The organism is Streptomyces sichuanensis (assembly GCF_020328095.1).
GTDB lineage: Bacteria > Actinomycetota > Actinomycetes > Streptomycetales > Streptomycetaceae > Streptomyces > Streptomyces cinnamoneus.
In genome coordinates, this window is record NZ_JAIXMK010000072.1 from 13,222 (window position 1) to 30,523 (window position 17,302).

The window sequence follows — 17,302 nt, forward strand, 5'->3', positions numbered from 1 at the left end:
GGATGTCGCCCCTAGCGTCGCGCGTCCACCACGGTGCGCAGCTTTCCGCTGGTGGGGGTGCGGTCGAGGGCGGCGCCGTCCACCGTCTCGACGTCGAGGTCGAGCAGCCCGTCCCCGACGGCCGAGCGCAGTTCCTCGTAGCCCGCGAGGAAGGCCGCGCGCAGCTGCTGCGGGTCCGTGCCGGTGTCCTCGGCGCGGACGGTCAGCCGCTCGCGGACGCTGGAGCGGGTGAGTGCCACCTGCAGTTCGCCGCGGTGGCCGCAGTCCTGCTCGGCGATGGCCACGAAGCGGCGGTAGTTGAGGAAGTAGGAGGCCACCCGCATCACGTCGCCTCCCCTGCCGAGCAGTTCGAAGCGCGGGGACCGGTTGCCGCAGGCGCAGGGGCCGGGCAGGGCGCGGCCGAGGTCGCCGATGACGTAGCGGCCGAGGTTCTGGCCGCGCCGGGCGTGCGTGGTGAAGACCAGCCGGCCCGTCTCGCCGGGTGCGACGGGCCGGTCGGCGTCGGTCTCCAGGATCTCCAGCGTGTGCAGGTCGGCGTGCAGGTGGTGGACGCCGCCGGCGGACTCGGTGCACTGGTAGCCGAGCGGGCCGAGGTCGGTGCTGCCGTAGGTGATGGAGCGGACGACCTCGATGCCGAACGTCTCGGTGAGGGTGCGGCGCTGCTCGTCGGTGAAGTGCTCGCCCCCGTAGAAGATCTTGCGGAGGCCGCCGTACGCGCGCAGCAGGTCCGCCTGGTCGTGGAGGAGCTGCCACAGGTAGGAGGGCATGCCGAAGAGGGTGTCCACCTCGTGGGCGACGATCATCCCGGCCGTGACCCGGTGGTCGGGTCCGGCGGCCATCGGCATCTGGACGCCGCCCAGCCGCTCCAGGATGGAGAAGAAGCTGATGAACCCCCCGTACATGCCGCCGCAGTAGAAGAGGTTGGCGGTGCGGTCGCGGGCCGGGTCGTAGCCGGCGGCGAGGAGGCCGCGGGCGGCGGCGTGCATCTGGGTGTCGTAGTCGTCGTAGCTGAACAGCGACAGGGCGGGGGCGCCCGTGCTGCCGCCGCTGCGGAAGTACAGCTCGGCGTCGCGCGGGTCGACGCCGGCGTTGAGCTCCTGGACGGCGGCCTTGTCCAGCAGCGGGCCGTCGGGCGCCGGGAAGGAGACCGGCCGGGTCAGGTCGTCGAGGCAGGCGGTGGTGGCGAAGCGGTCGTCGGCCTGGACGGCGACGCGGCGGCTGTAGCGCTGCAGGGCGTAGACGCCGTCGTGCGGTTCGCCGCAGTACCCGTCGAGCATGCGGCCGAGCGGGGTGACGCGGGTGGCGCCGGCGGCCAGGACGAGCCGGGACAGCTCCGCGACGTCGGTGCGGCTGCCGGCGATGCCGGCGGTCTGCAGGTAGCGGCGCATGGGGCGCAGGGTGGCCAGTGCGCGCCTCCGGGGCAGGGGCTTGACCCACACGCTGCGGTGCAGGGGGGAGGCGGTGAGCGCGGGCCGGGTGTCGGCCATGACGCGCCAGGAACCGTCGGGGGCCGTGATGACCCGGGTGAGGCCGAGGTGCTGTTCCAGGCGGGCGATGAGCTCGGTGGTGGTGAGCTCGGCCTCCTCGGCCGGGCTCGGCTCCTCCTGACGGACGGCGGGCGGCATCGCGGCCAGGACGCCGGCGAAGCGCTCGGCGAAGGCGAAGACCTCCTTCTCGTCCTCGGTGTCGAGGTAGACGACCTGCGGGCTGGAGCACGCCTGCTGTTCGTGCAGGCAGACGTCCGCGGCCAGGGCGGTCAGGGTCCGCTCGTCGTGCCAGGCGTCCGCGGTCAGATAGGCGAACGAGATCTTGTGGCCCCACTCCACCAGGCGGCAGCCGGGCGGCACGTGGGCGGCCACGCCCTCGACGGCGGCCTCGCCGCCCCACACCGCGACGGCGTCGGCGGGGGCGCACATCAGGCGCAGCCAGTCCTGCCGGGAGGAGGAGAAGCGCAGCACGATGACGCGCTCGGCGATGGCCCCGGTGGGGTCCAGGGCGGCGAGTTCGGCGAGCAGGTGCTGGGCAAGGAGGGTGTCGGCGCTGCTGGTCTTGAGGACGTTGACGTTGCCGGCCAGCAGGCCCTCGACGAGGCTGAGGGGTGCGACGGTGGCGGCGTTGCCGGGGGCGATGTGGGCGACCAGGCCGACCGGTGCCCACGCCTCGTAGACGGTCTCCCGGGCGTCGGGGCGGGTGAGGCGCTGCGGGGTGGCGCCGCCGAGCTCGCGGCGGAGCTTGCGGGTGAGCTCGGGCCGGCCGAGGAAGGCGGCCAGCTCGGTGAGGACGGAGGAGTCCTCGCCGTCGGCCAGGTGCTGCGCCAGGCGGGTGTGGGTGGGGTGGGCCGGGTCGCGCAGGGCGGCCGCGAGCCGCTCGCAGGCGGCCAGGACGGTCTCGGTCTCCAGCGGCTCGGCCAGCGCGGCCTCGACGGTGGCGGGCAGGTCCGCAAGCCGGCGGCCGGCCTCCTCGTCGTCGACGAAGGCGCCCTGCCAGTAGTGGTGGTGCGTCAGCGGTCCGGTCGCGGTCGTCATGACATGCCCTTCATCAGTTCGGCGGCGGCCACCGCGCAGCTCTTGTTGCGGCTCACTCCGGCGCGGCCGCGGTGGGTGAACCAGGGGGTGTCCAGCTCGCAGCCGCACTCCTCGCCCGGGTGCAGGGAGGCGAGGTCGCCCATGACGACGCTCTGCGCCGGCACGGACGTGATGTACGGGGAGACGAGGTGCAGGTAGCCGGTCTCGCCGTACGGCAGCGGCTCCAGGGTGCGGGTGGAGCGGATGAACACCCGGGACCACACGGGGGCGTGCAGGCGGTGGTGGTCGCACTCGATGTAGGGGATGCAGTGCTCGACCGAGCCGAAGGTGTCGCGGATCCGCTCGGAGGGGACGCCCAGTTGCTCGGTGATGCGGCCGTACAGCTCGTCCTTGCCGATCTGCCGGTCCGAGTGGCCCTTCCAGCCGCCGCCGAAGAGGATCAGCGAGCCCTCGGGCAGGGTCAGGGGCGGCATCCCCATCGCGCGCATCCGCTCCAGGGCGAACCACAGGAAGGCGGGGAAGCCCAGGATGCGCACGGGCACGTCGTCCTCGGCGTAGCGGCGCAGGGCGGCGATGGTCCCGAAGGGGTCGAACTCGTGGCCGCTGCCGGTGTGGCGCAGCGCGTACGCGACCTCACGGGCGGGGGCGAAGTCGCAGAGGTAGTTGTCGGTGAAGGAGGTGCCCAGCTTGAGGTCGGGGGCGGGCTCGTAGCTGGAGAGCAGGTAGTTGACCTGCTGGTCGGGCGTGATCCAGCTGTTGCGGTCGAAGATGCGGGCCACCATGCGCTGGGCGGAGCGGATGGTCCAGCTGTCGAAGAACATCTGCGACTTCTGTCCGGTGGTGCCGGAGGAGGTCAGGTGCAGGTGGACGTCGTTGCGGGGTATGGAGAGCACTTCGTGGCGCTTGAAGAAGTTCGCGTGCACCAGGGGCGCGCGGTACTTCTCGTCCTGGCCGGTGTGGGCGTACAGGTCCCGGAAGAAGGGGGAGCGGTCCGCGTGCCAGGCGTGGATCTCGGCCATGGCGGCGGCGAAGAGCTCCTCTTCGGCGGGGCCGCAGGCGTACGGGTCGGTCAGGTCGCACAGTTCCTGCAGCCGGGGCAGGAGCGCCGGGTCGGGAACGTCGATCGGGGCGAGGTGGGGACGGGCGGGGTTCATGAGGCAACCTCGAGTGTGGGCAGGTAGGTCGACGCCCAGGCCGACACGTAGGCGTCCAGGTAGGGCTGGAGCGGTTCGTCGACGACCACGCCGCGGAAGTCGATCTGCTCGGCGGTCCGGGACATCACGACGTAGTCGTGGAAGCCGTCGCCGTCGGTCTCCGGGCGCATCGCCGGGTAGAGGGCGCTGGGGATGAAGCCCTGGGCGAGGAAGGCGGAGAGCATGCCGTGTTCGGCGAGCGGCAGCAGCGCCTCGACGTAGCCGGCGCCGGCCCGGGTGAGGGTCCGGGTGATCGCCTCCAGGCAGTCGGCGGCCACGGCGGGGGTGGGGTGGGCGGCGACCAGGGCGCAGTAGCGTCCGGTGCGGTTGAGGTAGGCGTACACCTCGAAGCGGTCGTCGTCGGCCACCAGCAGGGTGTTGGGGGTGTGCAGCGGGTAGAACCAGCGGTCGGCGTCGGGGAAGCGGTCGTGGAAGCGGCGGCTCACGAAGCCGGGGGCCTCGACCATCTCCAGCGGTGCCGGGTTCGTGCTCGCCGGCGCGGGCCGGGGCGGGGTGACGGCGGTGTCCGCGTAGTCGATGCCCAGGTTGCGCTCGACGGTGCGCAGGAGCGGTGCGAGCGGGGCGGGCACGTCGGGGACGGGGACGCGGCGGCTGAGGACCCCGGTGGAGTGACGCGCGTAGAGTGCGAGGCTTTCCCGGCCGTTGAGGGCCACGGCGTTGGGCAGGACGCCCAGCGGACGGAAACCGTTGCGGGAGACCACGCGCTGCGGTCCGACGCTGACGGTGCGGACGGTGGCGTACACCGAGTCCAGCCGCCCGGTGTCCAGCATCCGTGCGCACAGCTCCTCGGTCAGCGTCCCGGCCAGGCCGGCCGCCCGGTGGTCCGGGTGGACGGCGAGACCCTCCAGCTTGCCGGTGCGGCTGCCGGCCTCGCTGCGGATGGCCGCCGATCCGGCGAGGCCGCCGGTGCGCGGGCAGCGGGCGACGAGCCACAGGGAGTGCGGGTCCGCGATGAGGCGGGACATCTCGGCGGGGTCGGTGCCGAGCGCGACGGGATAGTGCGGGCCGTAGACGGCGTAGTAGAGCTGGCGCAGGTCGGCGATGTCGGCGGGCGTCGCCCGGTCGATGGTGGCGGTCATCTCTCTCCTCCGGCGGCCACGAGCGGGGACGGTTCGGCTTCGGCTGCGGGCGCGGGGGCGTCCGGTGCCGGCTCGCGCAGCAGGGCCAGCGCGCAGGCGGCCGGCAGGAGTCCGGCGGCCTGGATCAGGCAGAGGGTCTGCGCGGAGAGCTGGTCGCCGAGCAGGCCGAACAGCAGGGAGGCGAGCGGGAAGGTGGCACCCAGCACGGCCTGCATGACGGCGAAGAAGCCGGGCTTGTCGGCCGCGGGCACCAGCCGCTGGAACAGGGCCACGAAGCGGACGCCGATGACGCCCACGCACCAGCCGGCCACGACCAGGCAGCCGGCGATGACGAACCGTCCGGCGAAGAGGCCGGGCACGGCGAGCGCCACGGCCATCGCGCCGAGCAACCAGGCCCCGGTGACCGTGGGGCGGCCGGGCACCCGTGCGCCGGTGAAGGAGCCGATCAGCGTGCCGGTGCCCAGCGACGCCTCCAGCAGGGCGACGGTGCCGCCCCCGTCGTGGAGCACCGAGGCGGTGTAGAGCGGGATGACGACGAAGACGGCGGTGGTGAAGAGGTTGGCCGCCGTGAAGCAGATCAGGATGCTGCGGACGAAGGGCAGGTCGGCCAGGATGCCGCGCAGTGTCCGCTGCTGCTCCCCCGCTGCCTGCGCCGCGTCCTCGCCGGGTGCGTCCGCGGCCCGGAAGCGGGCGGTGGCGATGAGTGCGGCGGCGCTCAGGTAGGCGGCCGAGCAGCCGACGGCGAGGCCGGCCACGCCGGCCCGGTCGACGATCAGGGCGCCGAGCAGGGCGCCGCCGAGGCCGGCGAGCGACTGGGTGGACATCTCGAAGCCGGTGGCGGCCTCGATGTCCTCGTCGTCGACGAGTTCCGGCACGGAGGTGGTCAGGCAGGGGTCGAAGAACGCCTGGCAGGTGGCGAGGGCCAGCGTCGCGGCGTAGGCGGCGGCCAGCGGGAGGCCGCTGGTGTACGCCCAGGCGGCGAGCGCCGCGGCGGCCGTGCCCGCCGTGCCGGCCGCGGTGCGCAGCACCGAGCGGTGCGCGAAGCGGGCGACGGTCCGGGCGACGACGGGCGCCAGGGCCACGGCGGGCAGCGTGCTGACCGCCATGAACAGCCCGGAGGCCAGTCCGCGGCCGCCGTCGACGGCGTAGGCGATGAGCCACCAGGACACGCCGACCTGGAACATGCGGACGGCGGCCTGGGTGAGCACCTGGCCGAGCCAGACGGTGCCGAAGGCGCGGTTGCGCAGGACGAGCGGCAGACGGCGGCCCTCGTCCGTGGTGGTGGCGGTCATGCGGTCGGCCTCTCGTCGAGGACCCGGACGAGCTTGCCGGAGCGGGAGTTGACGACCAGGTCGCCGTGGCGCACCCACTCCACGGCCAGGGGGTGGACGTATCCGGCGCGGACGCTGTCGGGGTAGAGCGGCCGGGCGTCGTTCAGCTCGGTGACGACCGCCTTGGCGAGAACCTCCAGCCCGGCCGGGTCGTCGTCGCCGGGGGCGGTGGCCAGGCGCAGCACGAGCTGGTCGCGGCCGTCCCGGCGGCGCACGACGAGCTGGGTGCCCGTGACGCGGCCGTCGGTGTCCGCTTCGGCGACGGCGGCGAGGGCGTCCTGGGAGTACAGCGAGACGGGGCCGACGCGGACGCCCTCCTCGGCACGGCCGAGGATGCGGAAGTGGCCGGCGGCGGGGTCGGTCCACTCGGCGCGGTCGCCCGCAGGGTAGCGGATGACGGGCATGAGGCGGCGGTAGAGCTGGGTCACCAGGACACGGCCGGGGCGGCCGGCCTCGTGGATGGGCTCACCGGTGGTCTCGTCGACGATCTCGACGACGGTGTGCGGGGTGAAGGCGCGGTGCACGCGCGGGTCGGGGCCGGGCACGGGGCGGCCGAGGAGGCCGGCGTCGACGCTGGCGTAGCCGAGGGAGCGCGGTTCGGCGTTGGGGAAGGCGGCGGCGAGCAGCCGTCGCTGGTCGGGGAAGAGCGCCTCGCCGCCGAAGAACAGCAGTTCCACGAAAGGGAGCTGACGGCCCGTCGACACGATGTACTCGGCGAGCCGGCACAGGGTGGTGGGGGTGCCGGCGACGACGTCGGCGCGGAAGTCCTGGAGGGTGGGGACGGTCGTCTCCAGGGGGGCGCCGCCGCCGATGGGCAGCCGTACGTTGTCGACGGGGGCGTGGGCGAGCGCGTCGAGGATGAACAGGAAGCTGGCGTAGAGCTCCCCGGCGTAGAAGAGGTCCGCGACGCGGTGGCCGGGGCGCAGCCCCGCATCGACGAGGCCCTGGCCGAAGGCGGTAACGAACTCCCGCCATTCCTCCCGGGTGTAGCAGGAGAACTTCGGGGCGCCGGTCGTGCCGCCGGTCTTGTAGACGACGGCTTCGCGGAGCGGGCCGGTCAGCACCCTGTTGTCGTGGAGGGTGTTGGCCTTCCAGAAGGCTTCCTGGTCCACGGCGGGGAGGTCGGCGAGGCGGTCCGTGCCCGGTGGCAGGGCCGCGTAGAGGTCGGAGTAAAAGGGAGAGTTATGGCGGGTATAACGCAGGAGGTCCGAGAGCTGATGGACGGACATGCAGCCTTTGCCTAGGGGAATGCGGGACGAGTTCGGGGACGGTGCCGGCGCATGACAACGCACCGCGGGGGAAGGGGAGTTCCGCCGCAGGCGTTGCCGTGCCAAGCGTTCCGCGGGGTGCGTGGGTCTCGCACTCCCGACGTCGCTCCGGCGTCACGGGGGACGCACGGTCACGAGGGAACGCCGTAGAAGATATCGCAAAACCACCCCCTTCCTGACCACATGTCAGGCGGAGGTGGCTAAAAACCTTTGTTTCTTTCGTCCCAGGGGCTTCAGACCGCAAGACCTGCATCCCGCGCGAGCAGCGCGGCCTGCACGCGGTTGTCACATTCCAGCTTGGCGAGGATCCGGCTGACGTACGTTTTCACGGTGGCTTCGCTCATGTGCAGCCGCCGGCCGGCATCGGCATTGGACAGGCCCTCGCCGAGCACCGCCAGGACGTCGCGCTCGCGCTCGCTCAGCAGGGCCACCCGCCGCCGGGCGTCCTCGGCCCGGCCGGTGACGGCTCCGGTCGCCAGCGAGTCGGCGACGTGCCGGGTGGCGCCGGGTGACAGGTAGGCGTCCCCCGCCGCGGCGGCCCGGACGGCGCCGATCAGCTCACCGGGCGCCGAGTCCTTCAGCAGGAAGCCGGCCCCGCCCTGGCGCAGGGCGCGCAGCACGTTCTCGCGCTCGCCGAAGGTGGTGAGGATCAGCGTCCGCACACCGGGCGCGGCCCGGCGCAGATCGCCGAGGGCCGTGAGCCCGTCGAGCACCGGCATCCGGATGTCCAGGAGGGCGACGTCCACGCCGTGTCCCCGCGCCAGCTCGACGGCCTCGCGCCCGTTCGCCGCCTCGGCGACGACCTCGATGTCGTCGGCCGAGGTGAGGATCATCCTGATGCCCGCTCTGATGAGGGGCTCGTCGTCGGCGATGAGGACGCGGATCACCTGGTCTACTCCTGCTGGGGGTCGCTCGGGCGCGCTAGCTCTTGACGTGGAACTCGCGCTTCTCGGACAGTTTCCCGTCCTTGAAGCAGAAGCGGTAAACGGTGTCGGTGGTCAGCCCCCGCGAGGTGTCGGTGGACAGCAGGGACAGACAGCTCGTACCGGCGGGCGCCGCGGGCAGCTTGTCCTTGAGGTCGGAGATGAGGACGGACTTGCCCGAGGGCAGCTTCTCGCGCACCTGCTGCTCGGCTTCGCCGACCGTGACCGACTCGTAGACACTCGGATCGATCATCCCCTTGTCGGCCTCATCGACGATCTTCCCTATGCCGAAGACGGCGGCGACGGCGAGCACCACCAGGATCAGCAGGCCGACCCCGCAGCCCATGAGGCAGCCGTTCCTCTTCTTCGTGCTCATGATGTCCTTGAACTCCTCGCGCGGATCCAGCCGGTCGATGACCGGTCCACCGTCGCCCAGAGCCCCCGCCCCGGTCTGCTGCCGAAAGTCGTCGTCCGCATCGACGAACGTCGCCGTCTTCCCGGCCTCCCTGGCCTCGGCGGAGTCGTACGGCAGCACTCCCGCGAGCCGGAAGCCACCTCCTGCGGCGGGCCCGGTGAACACCATGCCGCCGACGAGCCGGGCCCTCTCCCGCAGTCCGGTCAGGCCCTGCCCGCCGCTGACGGCGTCCCCCTGCGGCAGTGCGCGGCCCGGCGGGACCGGCCCGTTGGCGACCTCCACCAGCAGGGAGTCCGGTTCGTAGCGCAGGTTGACGGCGATGGCCGCGCCCGGGGCGTGCTTGGCCGCGTTGGTCAGCCCCTCCTGAACGATCCGGTACCCGGTGTGGTCGGCGGCCGGGGCCAGGGGGCGCGTCCGGCCGGACTGCTCCAGAGCGACCTGCATGCCCGCGGCCGCGGCCGCGTCGACCAGCTCCTTGACGCGGGACACCACTCGGGAGACGGGCTGCTCCTCCTCCGGGGTGCCGTCCTTGAGGATGCCGACGACCTCGCGCAGCTCCTGCATGGCGGCGACCGATGCCTCCCGCAGCACGCCGACCGCCTCCCGCTGAGGTCCGGTCAGCTCGCGGTCGACCTCCAGCGCGCCGGTCTGCACGGCGATGAGCGCGAGCTGATGGCCCAGGCTGTCGTGCATGTCCTGGGCGATGCGCTGCCGCTCGCGCAGCCGCGCCTGCCCGGCCACCATCTCGCGCTCGCGCAGCAGCTGGGCGTTGCGCTGCTGCAGGGTGTGCAGCAGGGTGCGGCGCTGGGTCCAGTAGCGGCTGGCGAGCCCGGGGACCACCGCGAACACCAGGAACAGCGCCGTACCGAACACCAGGACGAAGACGGCCTGGTCCGGCGCCTTCCAGAGGGCGAGGGCCTCGAACAGGAGGAAGGAGAGGCCGGCGGCCACCAGGGCCCGCAGGACTCCCGGGATCCTGCGCCCGGCCGACCAGCCCGTCACACCCAGCAGGAGCATGCCGGTGGCGGACAGCCCGCCCAGCGCACCCGCCGCGACGAGCGCGCCGGCCGGCAGGGCGCGCCGCACCAGCGACAGCACGGCGGCGGCCAGGCCGGCGCCGATCATCCACGGCCAGCCCCGCCCGGACTCCCCCATCGCGCCGAACAGCCCGAGGAGGAGGGCGAGCGCGCTCTCCCCGGCCACCCGCCGCCGGGACCACTCCTCCGGCGCGGTCCACCGTTCCCACAGGTCCCGCGCCCACAGTGTTGCCTTCACACGGGAACCTTAGGCAGCACCGGCCGCCCGGCACATTCATCGAAGGTCTCGGCGTGGTCCTACGAAAGTAGACCGCCCGCAGCCCACACCGGCCTGCGCCGACCGGCCCGCTAGGTCTGGTCGGCGCCGCAGTGCCGGCAGCGGCGGGCCCGCGCGGGCAGGTCTTCCGACAGACACTCCAGGCACGTCTTGAGCGGCCCCGGCTCGGCGAAGACCACCACGCCGCGGCGGCCCTGCACGTGCTTGTAGGGCACGACGATGAAGAAGTAGACGACGGCCATGAAGATCAGGAAGTAGATGACCGCGGAGAGGAACGCACCGAGGTCGAGGTACGTCGCCTGGTTGCCCGGCCGGCCGAGCTGCCAGCCGAGCCCCATGGAACGCCCGCCCTGGGCACTGGCGATGATGGGATTGATCACGAAATCGGTGAACGCCTTGATCAGGGTGGAGAACGCCAGCGCGATGATCAGACCCACGGCCACGGTGACGATGTCACCGCGCATCACGAAGTTCTTGAATCCCTTGAGCACGCGCTGAACGCTACCGCCCGCACCCCGCCGTCCCCGGGCACGGCACGAGCTCGTGCACCAAGTCGCGCACAAGGTCGTGCACAGGATCGTGCACGGCTCGCATCGGGTCGTGCACGGCTCACATCGAGGGATGGGCCTCCACGTGGGTGACCTCTTCGATGTCGTGCCCGGCCTTCTGCAGCAGTTGCCGCGAGAGCTCGTTCAGCGCCCGCGCCGCCGCCAGCTCCTCGCCGACCCGAAGCTGCTCGGGGTCGTCCGGGTGCCGGGTGGCGTGGCCGCGTGCCCTCAGTTCCGTACCGTCCTGGAGCCTGAGCAGTGCGGCCGCACGCGTCCGCTTCTCGACCTCTTCGAATTCGACCTCGACGTGCCAGCCGACGATCGTCTGCATGACGTCCACCTCCTCCACTACCCCTCCAGCGTGCACCCGGTCACCCGATCGCGCATGTGCTTGTCCCGGGACAACACAGCTAGGGCCTGTCCGGGGCCGGAGCGGCCCCGAATTCGCGCACCGCGTCCTCGACGATCGTCTGCAGCCGCGCGTGGTGGGCGCCGCGCCAGTAGACCCGCCCGCACGCCAGGCACTGGGCGAAGACGTCGTAGGTGCGGCGCGTGCCGTGCTCCAGGTGCTCGCGGACCGCGTCCTTGTCGGCGTCCTGCAGCGGGCCGTTGCAGGCGGTGCAGCGCGTCCACGGCGCCAGCCGCGGCATGAAGCGGCCGAGCACGTCGCGCAGCTGGTCGTCGGGCCGGTCGCTGTAGACGTACGCACCCGCCCACAGCTCCCGGCGCCGCAGCAGCCCCCGGTCCCGGGACAGCAGGACGCGCTGCTCGGCCGCGGACACGGCGGCCAGCGCCGGGTCGCCGATGTCCGCGCTCTCGTACGCCGCGTCGACCCCGAGCAGCCGCAGCCGCCGGGCGAGCGTGCCCAGGTGCACGTCGAGCAGGAACCGCAGGGGTGCGCCCGGCACCTCCTGGGGGCGGGTGACCGCCTCGACCGACACGGCCTCCCCCGGCCCCGGGACGTGGGAGGCCGGCACCTCCCGTCCGTCGACGAGCAGCCGGCCGACCTCGGTGAGCGGGACGCCGAGGGACTCGACCACGTGCCCCAGGGTGGAGACGCCGTCGGTGATCACGGGCGTACCCGGTCGACGACGGTCGGCGGGAAGGAAAAGGCGCAGCTCAGGGGCAAAGTCAAAGGGGATCTCAGGTCCGTTCACGCAGCACAGCATGCCATTGCGCCACGCCGGGGTGCCCGGGGTTTTCCGGCCCGGCGGCGCAGCGGCCTCACCCCGCCGCAGCCGGACCGCCGGTGGTGGTCGCCTCCCAGGCGCTCACCTGTTCGTGGTCCTCCCGCCGCTCCTGGCGGTAGCGGCCCGCGGAGACGCCGTAGGCGCGCTTGAAGGCGTGGGCGAAGGCGAACTGCGAGGTGTAGCCGATGCGCTGGGCGACGGCCGAGAGCGGCGCGTCGGACTCCCGCAGCAGCCGGGCGGCCAGCGTCAGCCGCCACCAGGTGAGGTACGTCAGGGGCGGTCTGCCGACCAGGGCGGCGAACCGGCGGGCGAACGCCGCCCGGGACAGGCCCGCCCGGCCGGCGAGTCCGGCCACCGTCCACGGCTGCGCCGGGTCGGCGTGCAGGGCGCGCAGCGCGATGCCTATGGCCGGGTCGGCCAGCGCCCGGCACCAGCCGGTGTCCGCCTGCTGCGCCGTCCGTTCCTCGTACCAGGCGCGCATCAGGTAGACGAGCATCAGCTCCAGGAGCGCCGGCAAGGTCGCGTCCGTTCCGGGCCCCGGACGCTGGAGTTCGTCGCCGAGGAGGACGACGGTGGCGGCCAGCGCGGCGTGCCGGCCGGGACGCGTGGGCAGCCGGATGACCTCGGGGTAGTCCTCCAGCAGCGGGTGGGCGCGGGACCGGTCGAGCCGGTAGGCGCCGCAGAGCAGGACGGTGGGTTCGGGGGAATCGCCGGTGATGACGTGGGCGGTGCCGTGCGGCAGGAACACCGCGTCGCCCTCGGCGAGGTCCACCGGCTCCCCGGCGCCCTGACGCGGGATCAGCCGGCAGTTCCCGCGCAGCACGACGTGGAAGCCGACGCCGGCGTAGGGCGCGATGTCCGTCCGCCACGTTCCGCGCCGTTCGGACAGCGCCGAGTACGGGCGGCCGGTGCGCAGGGCGGCCATGGTGTCGCTGAGCACGTCCATGGGCCCGAGTATGCAGCCCGGACACCCCGGGCCCGCGACCGCCCCCGGCCACCCCGGGCTCCCCCGGCTTCCGCCGGGCGAGACGATGGCGCATAGAGCGGCGACGGACACGCATTGGACGTCTCGCCGGTGCCGCATAGCGTCGAGGACATGCAGACGATCACTTTGGGCGACGTGGACATCACCCGCGTCGTGGAATGGCACGCACCGGTCGCCCCCACCACCGACATCTTCCCCGCGAGCACGCCCCGGATGTGGCAGGACAACGCGTCCTGGCTCGCCCCGGACTTCTGGGATCCGCAGACGGACGACCTGATGGCCAACGTGCAGACGTGGGTGCTGCACAGCGGGGGCCGGACGATCCTCGTCGACACGGGTCTGGGCAATGACAAGGAACGGCCGCACATGCCCGCGTGGTCCGGGCTGCGGACGGACTTCCTGGGCCGGCTGCTCGCCGCCGGGGTCCGCCCGGAGGACGTGGACGTCGTGGTGAACACCCATGTGCACGCCGACCACGTGGGCTGGAACACCCGTCTGGTGAACGGCGAGTGGGTCCCCACCTTCCCCAACGCCACCTACCTCATCGCCAGGGCCGACTTCGACTACTGGAACCCGGACGGCAACCACCGCAGGCGCGGTGCGCTCGGCGGCGTGGGCATCGATCTCGCGGGCGGCACCATGTTCGAGGACAGCGTCGCGCCGGTGCACCGGGCCGGTCAGGCGGTGCTGTGGGAGGAGGGGTACCGCATCGACGAGCACCTGTCCCTGGAACCGGCCCCCGGGCACACACCGGGCTCGTCGGTCCTGCGGCTGGAGTCCGGCACGGACCGTGCGCTGTTCATCGGGGACCTGGTGCACAGCCCGCTGCAGATCGCCCACCCGGAGTGCGACACGTGCCTGAGCGAGGACCAGGTGGCCGCCACCCGCTCCCGGCTGCGGATCCTGGAGCAGGCCGCCGACACCCGGGCGCTGGTCTTCCCGGCGCACCTGCCGGGCCACGGCGGCGCCGAAGTCCACCGCGACGGCGGCGGGTTCGCCGTCACCCGGTGGGCGGCGTTCGACCGGACCCGCTGAGCCGCCGGCAGAACAGGTGCGTACGGCCTGATGGCCCGCCCGCGTCACCGCACGCTCCGGTGTCCCGGGCTGCTCCATGCGGGCGGTCATCGGGCACGAACGGTGAACCCGTGGCCGGGTCACGGCATGCATCAGGCACTCCGACGCCCGTCGCCCTCAGGAGAAAGCCGGAACCCGCCATGCTGGTCACCCAACTCGCCCTGGTCTCCGAGACGAGCCAGATCACGCCCTCCCAGCTCACCCGCGTCGCCGCGGCCCTGCAGAAGCAGGCCATCCGCGACTTCGGCCCAATCTGGAACCTCCCCGCCTCGGTCGACGCCTTCGACAAGCTGGAGGACGTCCCCGTCGGCTACTGGCCCATGATCGTCAAGGACGACATCGGGATGGAGGGCGCGGCAGGCGTCCACCTGGACGACAACGGACAGCCGTTCTCCCTCATCGAGTACAGCGACAGCTGGTCGCTGACCGCCAGCCACGAGATGCTGGAGATGCTCGGCGACCCCGGGGGCAACCGGCTGGTGGCGGGCCAGTCGCCGAAGCCGGGGCAGGGGGTGGTGGAGTTCCTGGTCGAGGTCGCCGACCCGCCGGAGGCACCCGAGTACGGCTACACGATCAACGGGCTGCTGATGTCGGACTTCTTCACGCCGCACTTCTACGACCCCGTCGTCGCGCCCGGCGTCCGCTACAGCTTCGGCGGCAATCTGCCCGGCCCCCGGCAGATCCTGCCCGGCGGCTACATCAGCTGGCACGACCCGGTCACGGACCACTGGTGGCAGCAGATCTGGTTCGGCACCGACAAGCCGCGGTTCCGGGACCTGGGCAAGCTCACCGCCCGGGCGGGCAGCCTGCGCTCGGCGATCGACGCCCGCACCAGGACGGCGCAGCGCATCGCCGCGAGCGGCCCGGTCTCGGAGCGCTTCTCGGCGGCCCGGAGCCTGACGGCACGCGTGAAGGAGTCCACCGGCTCGCGGGCCTCGGCCTGGCGCACGCAGATCCAGGCGCTGCAGTCGGGCGGCAGCACGGAGGGCACGTGGGAGGGCGGGGCGCAGGACAATGACTGAGGGAGGGCCGGCACGCCGCACGGTCCGTCCGGCCGCCCGAGGAGGTTCTGCGATGGGCGAGAACGCGAAGGACACCGGCAGGCGCACGGCACGCGCCCGTCAGCTGCACCGGCTGATCGACCGCCTCAAGGCCGGAGAGCCGCCCGCCGGGACCGGGGCGGACGCCCCGGCCCGCGGCGGCACGGGCGGGGACCGCGCTCCGAACCTGCGGGAGGCCGTCCACCGGCGGATGCGGGAGCTGGACGAGGCCGAGCGCAGGGACCGGCACGGAGAGGAGTGAGCCGCGCGGCCGGCGGCCGGCCCCCGCCGGGCCGGCCGCCGGTGCCGCACGCGCTCGGATCGTTGCGGTCAGATCGTCGCGGCGTCGATGACGAAGCGGTAGCGGACGTCGCTGGCCAGCACGCGCTCGTACGCCTCGTTGATCCGGTCGGCGCGGATGAGCTCGATGTCGGAGACGATGCCGTGCTCGGCGCAGAAGTCCAGCATCTCCTGGGTCTCGGGGAGGCCGCCGATCATCGACCCGGAGAAGGACTTGCGGCCTTGCACCAGGGCGAAGGGCGAGACGGCCAGCTTGTTCTCGGGGGCGCCCAGCTGGACGAGGGTGCCGCCGGTCTTCAGCAGACCGATGTAGGCGTCGAGGTCCAGGTCGGCGGAGACGGTGTTGAGGATCAGGTCGAAGGTGCCCGCCAGCGCCTCGAAGGTGGCCGGGTCGGAGGTCGCGTGGTAGTGATCCGCGCCCAGCCGCAGGCCGTCGTCCTTCTTGCGCAGGGACTGGCTGAGGACGGTGACCTCGGCGCCCATCGCGTGCGCGAGCTTCACGCCCATGTGGCCGAGGCCGCCCAGGCCGACGACGGCGACCTTCTTGCCGGGACCGGCCTGCCAGCGGGCGAGCGGCGAGTACAGCGTGATGCCGGCGCACAGCAGGGGGGCGGCGGCGTCCAGCGGAAGGCTCTCCGGGATGCTCAGGGCGTAGTTCTCGTCGACGACCAGGTGCGTGGAGTAGCCGCCCTGGGTGAACTCCCCGTCGCGGCCGGTGGCGGCGTAGGTGCCGACCGAGCCGAGCTCGCCGGTGCAGTGCTGCTGCAGGCCGGCCCGGCAGTTGTCGCACTCGCGGCAGGAGTCGACGAAGCAGCCGACGCCGACGCGGTCGCCGGGGGCGTAGCGGGTGACGCCGGACCCGACCTCGGAGACGACACCGGCGATCTCGTGGCCGGGGACGATCGGGAAGGTCTCGTGACCCCACTCGCCGCGCACGGTGTGCAGGTCGGAGTGGCAGATGCCGGCGTACTTGATGTCGATGAGGATGTCGTGCGCGCCCAGCTCACGGCGCGTGATGGTGGTCCGCTCCAGCGGGGCCTTCGGCGCGGGTGCCGCGTATGCGTGGACAGTCTTGTGCGTCATGGCATCGATCATGCGTGCGGCCGGTGGTGCTAGCCAGATCCCGGCTGAGCCCACGCTTGGTGGTCCTACCACTGGCAGGACCACCCTGGCCGGCAGGCGGGCCCGCATACTGGTGGTCATGGATCAGCGCACCGAACTGAGCGAGTTCCTCCGCTCCCGCCGCGCCCGGCTACGGCCCGAGGACGTGGGGCTGTCCGCGCACGGCGGGCGGCGCCGGGTGCCGGGCCTGCGCCGCGAGGAGCTGTCGCAGCTCGCCGGTGTGAGCGTCGCGTACTACACCCGGCTCGAACAGGGCCGGGGGCAGAACGTGTCCGCGGCCGTGCTCGACGCGATAGCGGGCGCGCTGCGGCTGAACCGGGCCGAGCGCGATCACCTGAACCGGCTGGCCAGGCCGGCCGCCCGGCCGTCGCGCGCGGGGGCGGGCCGCCCGCAGCGGGTGCGTCCGGCGGTGCAGCAGCTCATCGACACCATGGACAGCGTCCCGGCGTACGTCGTCGGGCGGCGGCTGGACATCATCGCCTGGAACCGCTTCGCGTGCGCCCTGCTCGGCGACTTCTCCTCCCTGCCCGCCCACCAGTGCAACCTGGCCTGGCAGATCTTCCTGGAGCCGGCCGCGCGCGAGCTGTACGTGGAGTGGGAGAACAAGGCGGCCGACATCGTGGCCCTGTTGCGGCTGGATGCCGGCCGCTACCCGGACGACCCGAAGCTGGCGGCGCTGGTGGGGGAGCTGTCCGTCAAGTCCCCGGAGTTCCGGGCGCTGTGGGCGGCGCACAACGTGCAGGACAAGGGCTTCGGGGTGAAGCGGCTGCAGCATCCCGTGGTGGGTGCGCTGACGCTGTCGTACGAGACGCTGGTGCTGCCGGCCGACCCGGAGCAGCAGCTGATCACGTACCACGCCGAGCCCGGTTCGCCGTCCGCGGAGTCGCTGCGGCTGCTGGCCAGCTGGACTCTGGCGGAGGCCGGGGGCGCGGAACCCTCGGTGCCGGCACCGCACCCCCGGTCGTAGGGCCGCC

16 protein-coding genes are annotated in these 17,302 nt (G+C 72.9%); 4 read left to right on the forward strand and 12 right to left on the reverse strand.

The genetic code is table 11. From position 1 onward, the window contains the following. Positions 1–11: 11 nt before the first annotated feature. The 11 genes from LE181_RS20440 to LE181_RS20490 form a co-directional block, all read right to left on the reverse strand. Positions 12–2,525 carry an acyl-CoA reductase gene (locus LE181_RS20440; protein WP_225662764.1) on the reverse strand — a complete coding sequence of 838 codons (2,514 nt, stop codon included), beginning with the start codon at positions 2,523–2,525 and terminating at the stop codon, positions 12–14. After that, positions 2,522–3,679, reverse strand: a complete 1,158-nt coding sequence (locus tag LE181_RS20445) for a LuxE/PaaK family acyltransferase (protein ID WP_225662765.1) — start codon at positions 3,677–3,679, stop codon at positions 2,522–2,524. The genes LE181_RS20440 and LE181_RS20445 overlap by 4 nt, the downstream gene beginning before the upstream one ends. Beyond that, complete coding sequence (locus tag LE181_RS20450) at positions 3,676–4,818, reverse strand: GNAT family N-acetyltransferase (protein WP_225662766.1); 1,143 nt, start codon at positions 4,816–4,818, stop codon at positions 3,676–3,678. Before LE181_RS20450 ends, LE181_RS20445 begins: the two co-directional genes overlap by 4 nt. Further along, positions 4,815–6,110, reverse strand: coding sequence for an MFS transporter (locus LE181_RS20455; RefSeq protein WP_225662767.1), 1,296 nt, complete (start codon positions 6,108–6,110; stop codon positions 4,815–4,817). The genes LE181_RS20450 and LE181_RS20455 overlap by 4 nt, the downstream gene beginning before the upstream one ends. Then, positions 6,107–7,378, reverse strand: coding sequence for a phenylacetate--CoA ligase family protein (locus tag LE181_RS20460; RefSeq protein ID WP_225662768.1), 1,272 nt, complete (start codon positions 7,376–7,378; stop codon positions 6,107–6,109). The genes LE181_RS20455 and LE181_RS20460 overlap by 4 nt, the downstream gene beginning before the upstream one ends. Before the next feature lie 272 nt (positions 7,379–7,650). Next, positions 7,651–8,304, reverse strand: coding sequence for a response regulator transcription factor (locus tag LE181_RS20465; protein ID WP_225662769.1), 654 nt, complete (start codon positions 8,302–8,304; stop codon positions 7,651–7,653). A gap of 34 nt (positions 8,305–8,338) precedes the next feature. Further along, a complete protein-coding gene (locus tag LE181_RS20470) occupies positions 8,339–10,030 on the reverse strand; it encodes a sensor histidine kinase (protein ID WP_225662770.1) in 1,692 nt (563 codons plus the stop codon). Positions 10,031–10,140: 110 nt separating this feature from the next. Beyond that, on the reverse strand, positions 10,141–10,560 hold the full coding sequence (locus tag LE181_RS20475) for a large conductance mechanosensitive channel protein MscL (protein WP_225662771.1): 420 nt from the start codon (positions 10,558–10,560) through the stop codon (positions 10,141–10,143). A gap of 118 nt (positions 10,561–10,678) precedes the next feature. After that, positions 10,679–10,948: a DUF1876 domain-containing protein gene (locus tag LE181_RS20480; protein ID WP_190107821.1), complete on the reverse strand. Its 270-nt coding sequence runs from the start codon at positions 10,946–10,948 to the stop codon at positions 10,679–10,681. Between the two features lie 79 nt (positions 10,949–11,027). Beyond that, the gene (locus LE181_RS20485; RefSeq protein WP_225662772.1) at positions 11,028–11,774 is read right to left on the reverse strand and encodes a Mut7-C RNAse domain-containing protein; all 747 of its coding nucleotides are present in this window, start codon (positions 11,772–11,774) and stop codon (positions 11,028–11,030) included. 67 nt (positions 11,775–11,841) lie between these two features. Further along, positions 11,842–12,753, reverse strand: a complete 912-nt coding sequence (locus LE181_RS20490; protein WP_225662773.1) for an AraC family transcriptional regulator — start codon at positions 12,751–12,753, stop codon at positions 11,842–11,844. A 150-nt stretch (positions 12,754–12,903) separates the two neighbouring features. Between LE181_RS20490 and LE181_RS20495 the strand changes: the two genes are divergently transcribed. The 3 genes from LE181_RS20495 (at position 12,904) to LE181_RS20505 (ending at position 15,168) form a co-directional block, all read left to right on the forward strand. Further along, positions 12,904–13,827 (forward strand): MBL fold metallo-hydrolase, encoded by a 924-nt coding sequence (locus LE181_RS20495; protein ID WP_225662774.1) that lies wholly within the window; start codon positions 12,904–12,906, stop codon positions 13,825–13,827. A gap of 179 nt (positions 13,828–14,006) precedes the next feature. After that, complete coding sequence (locus tag LE181_RS20500; protein WP_225662775.1) at positions 14,007–14,888, forward strand: hypothetical protein; 882 nt, start codon at positions 14,007–14,009, stop codon at positions 14,886–14,888. A gap of 52 nt (positions 14,889–14,940) precedes the next feature. Then, positions 14,941–15,168 (forward strand): hypothetical protein, encoded by a 228-nt coding sequence (locus tag LE181_RS20505; protein WP_225662776.1) that lies wholly within the window; start codon positions 14,941–14,943, stop codon positions 15,166–15,168. Between the two features lie 68 nt (positions 15,169–15,236). Here the strand turns inward: LE181_RS20505 and LE181_RS20510 are convergent, their stop codons facing one another. Then, positions 15,237–16,289 carry an NAD(P)-dependent alcohol dehydrogenase gene (locus tag LE181_RS20510; protein ID WP_225662777.1) on the reverse strand — a complete coding sequence of 351 codons (1,053 nt, stop codon included), beginning with the start codon at positions 16,287–16,289 and terminating at the stop codon, positions 15,237–15,239. A gap of 118 nt (positions 16,290–16,407) precedes the next feature. Here LE181_RS20510 and LE181_RS20515 point away from each other — a divergent pair, with 118 nt between their 5' ends. Beyond that, positions 16,408–17,295, forward strand: coding sequence for a helix-turn-helix transcriptional regulator (locus LE181_RS20515; protein ID WP_225662778.1), 888 nt, complete (start codon positions 16,408–16,410; stop codon positions 17,293–17,295). Positions 17,296–17,302 lie beyond the last annotated feature (7 nt).

Excerpts from the sequence above, each read along its gene's own strand:
- LE181_RS20440 (WP_225662764.1), bottom strand. The coding sequence starts at position 2,525 with ATGACGACCGCGACCGGACCGCTGACGCACCACCACTACTGGCAGGGC.
- LE181_RS20445 (WP_225662765.1), bottom strand. The coding sequence starts at position 3,679 with ATGAACCCCGCCCGTCCCCACCTCGCCCCGATCGACGTTCCCGACCCG.
- LE181_RS20450 (WP_225662766.1), bottom strand. The coding sequence starts at position 4,818 with ATGACCGCCACCATCGACCGGGCGACGCCCGCCGACATCGCCGACCTG.
- LE181_RS20455 (WP_225662767.1), bottom strand. The coding sequence starts at position 6,110 with ATGACCGCCACCACCACGGACGAGGGCCGCCGTCTGCCGCTCGTCCTG.
- LE181_RS20460 (WP_225662768.1), bottom strand. The coding sequence starts at position 7,378 with ATGTCCGTCCATCAGCTCTCGGACCTCCTGCGTTATACCCGCCATAAC.
- LE181_RS20480 (WP_190107821.1), bottom strand. The coding sequence starts at position 10,948 with ATGCAGACGATCGTCGGCTGGCACGTCGAGGTCGAATTCGAAGAGGTC.
- LE181_RS20490 (WP_225662773.1), bottom strand. The coding sequence starts at position 12,753 with ATGGACGTGCTCAGCGACACCATGGCCGCCCTGCGCACCGGCCGCCCG.
- LE181_RS20495 (WP_225662774.1), top strand. The coding sequence starts at position 12,904 with ATGCAGACGATCACTTTGGGCGACGTGGACATCACCCGCGTCGTGGAA.
- LE181_RS20500 (WP_225662775.1), top strand. The coding sequence starts at position 14,007 with ATGCTGGTCACCCAACTCGCCCTGGTCTCCGAGACGAGCCAGATCACG.
- LE181_RS20505 (WP_225662776.1), top strand. The coding sequence starts at position 14,941 with ATGGGCGAGAACGCGAAGGACACCGGCAGGCGCACGGCACGCGCCCGT.
- LE181_RS20510 (WP_225662777.1), bottom strand. The coding sequence starts at position 16,289 with ATGACGCACAAGACTGTCCACGCATACGCGGCACCCGCGCCGAAGGCC.
- LE181_RS20515 (WP_225662778.1), top strand. The coding sequence starts at position 16,408 with ATGGATCAGCGCACCGAACTGAGCGAGTTCCTCCGCTCCCGCCGCGCC.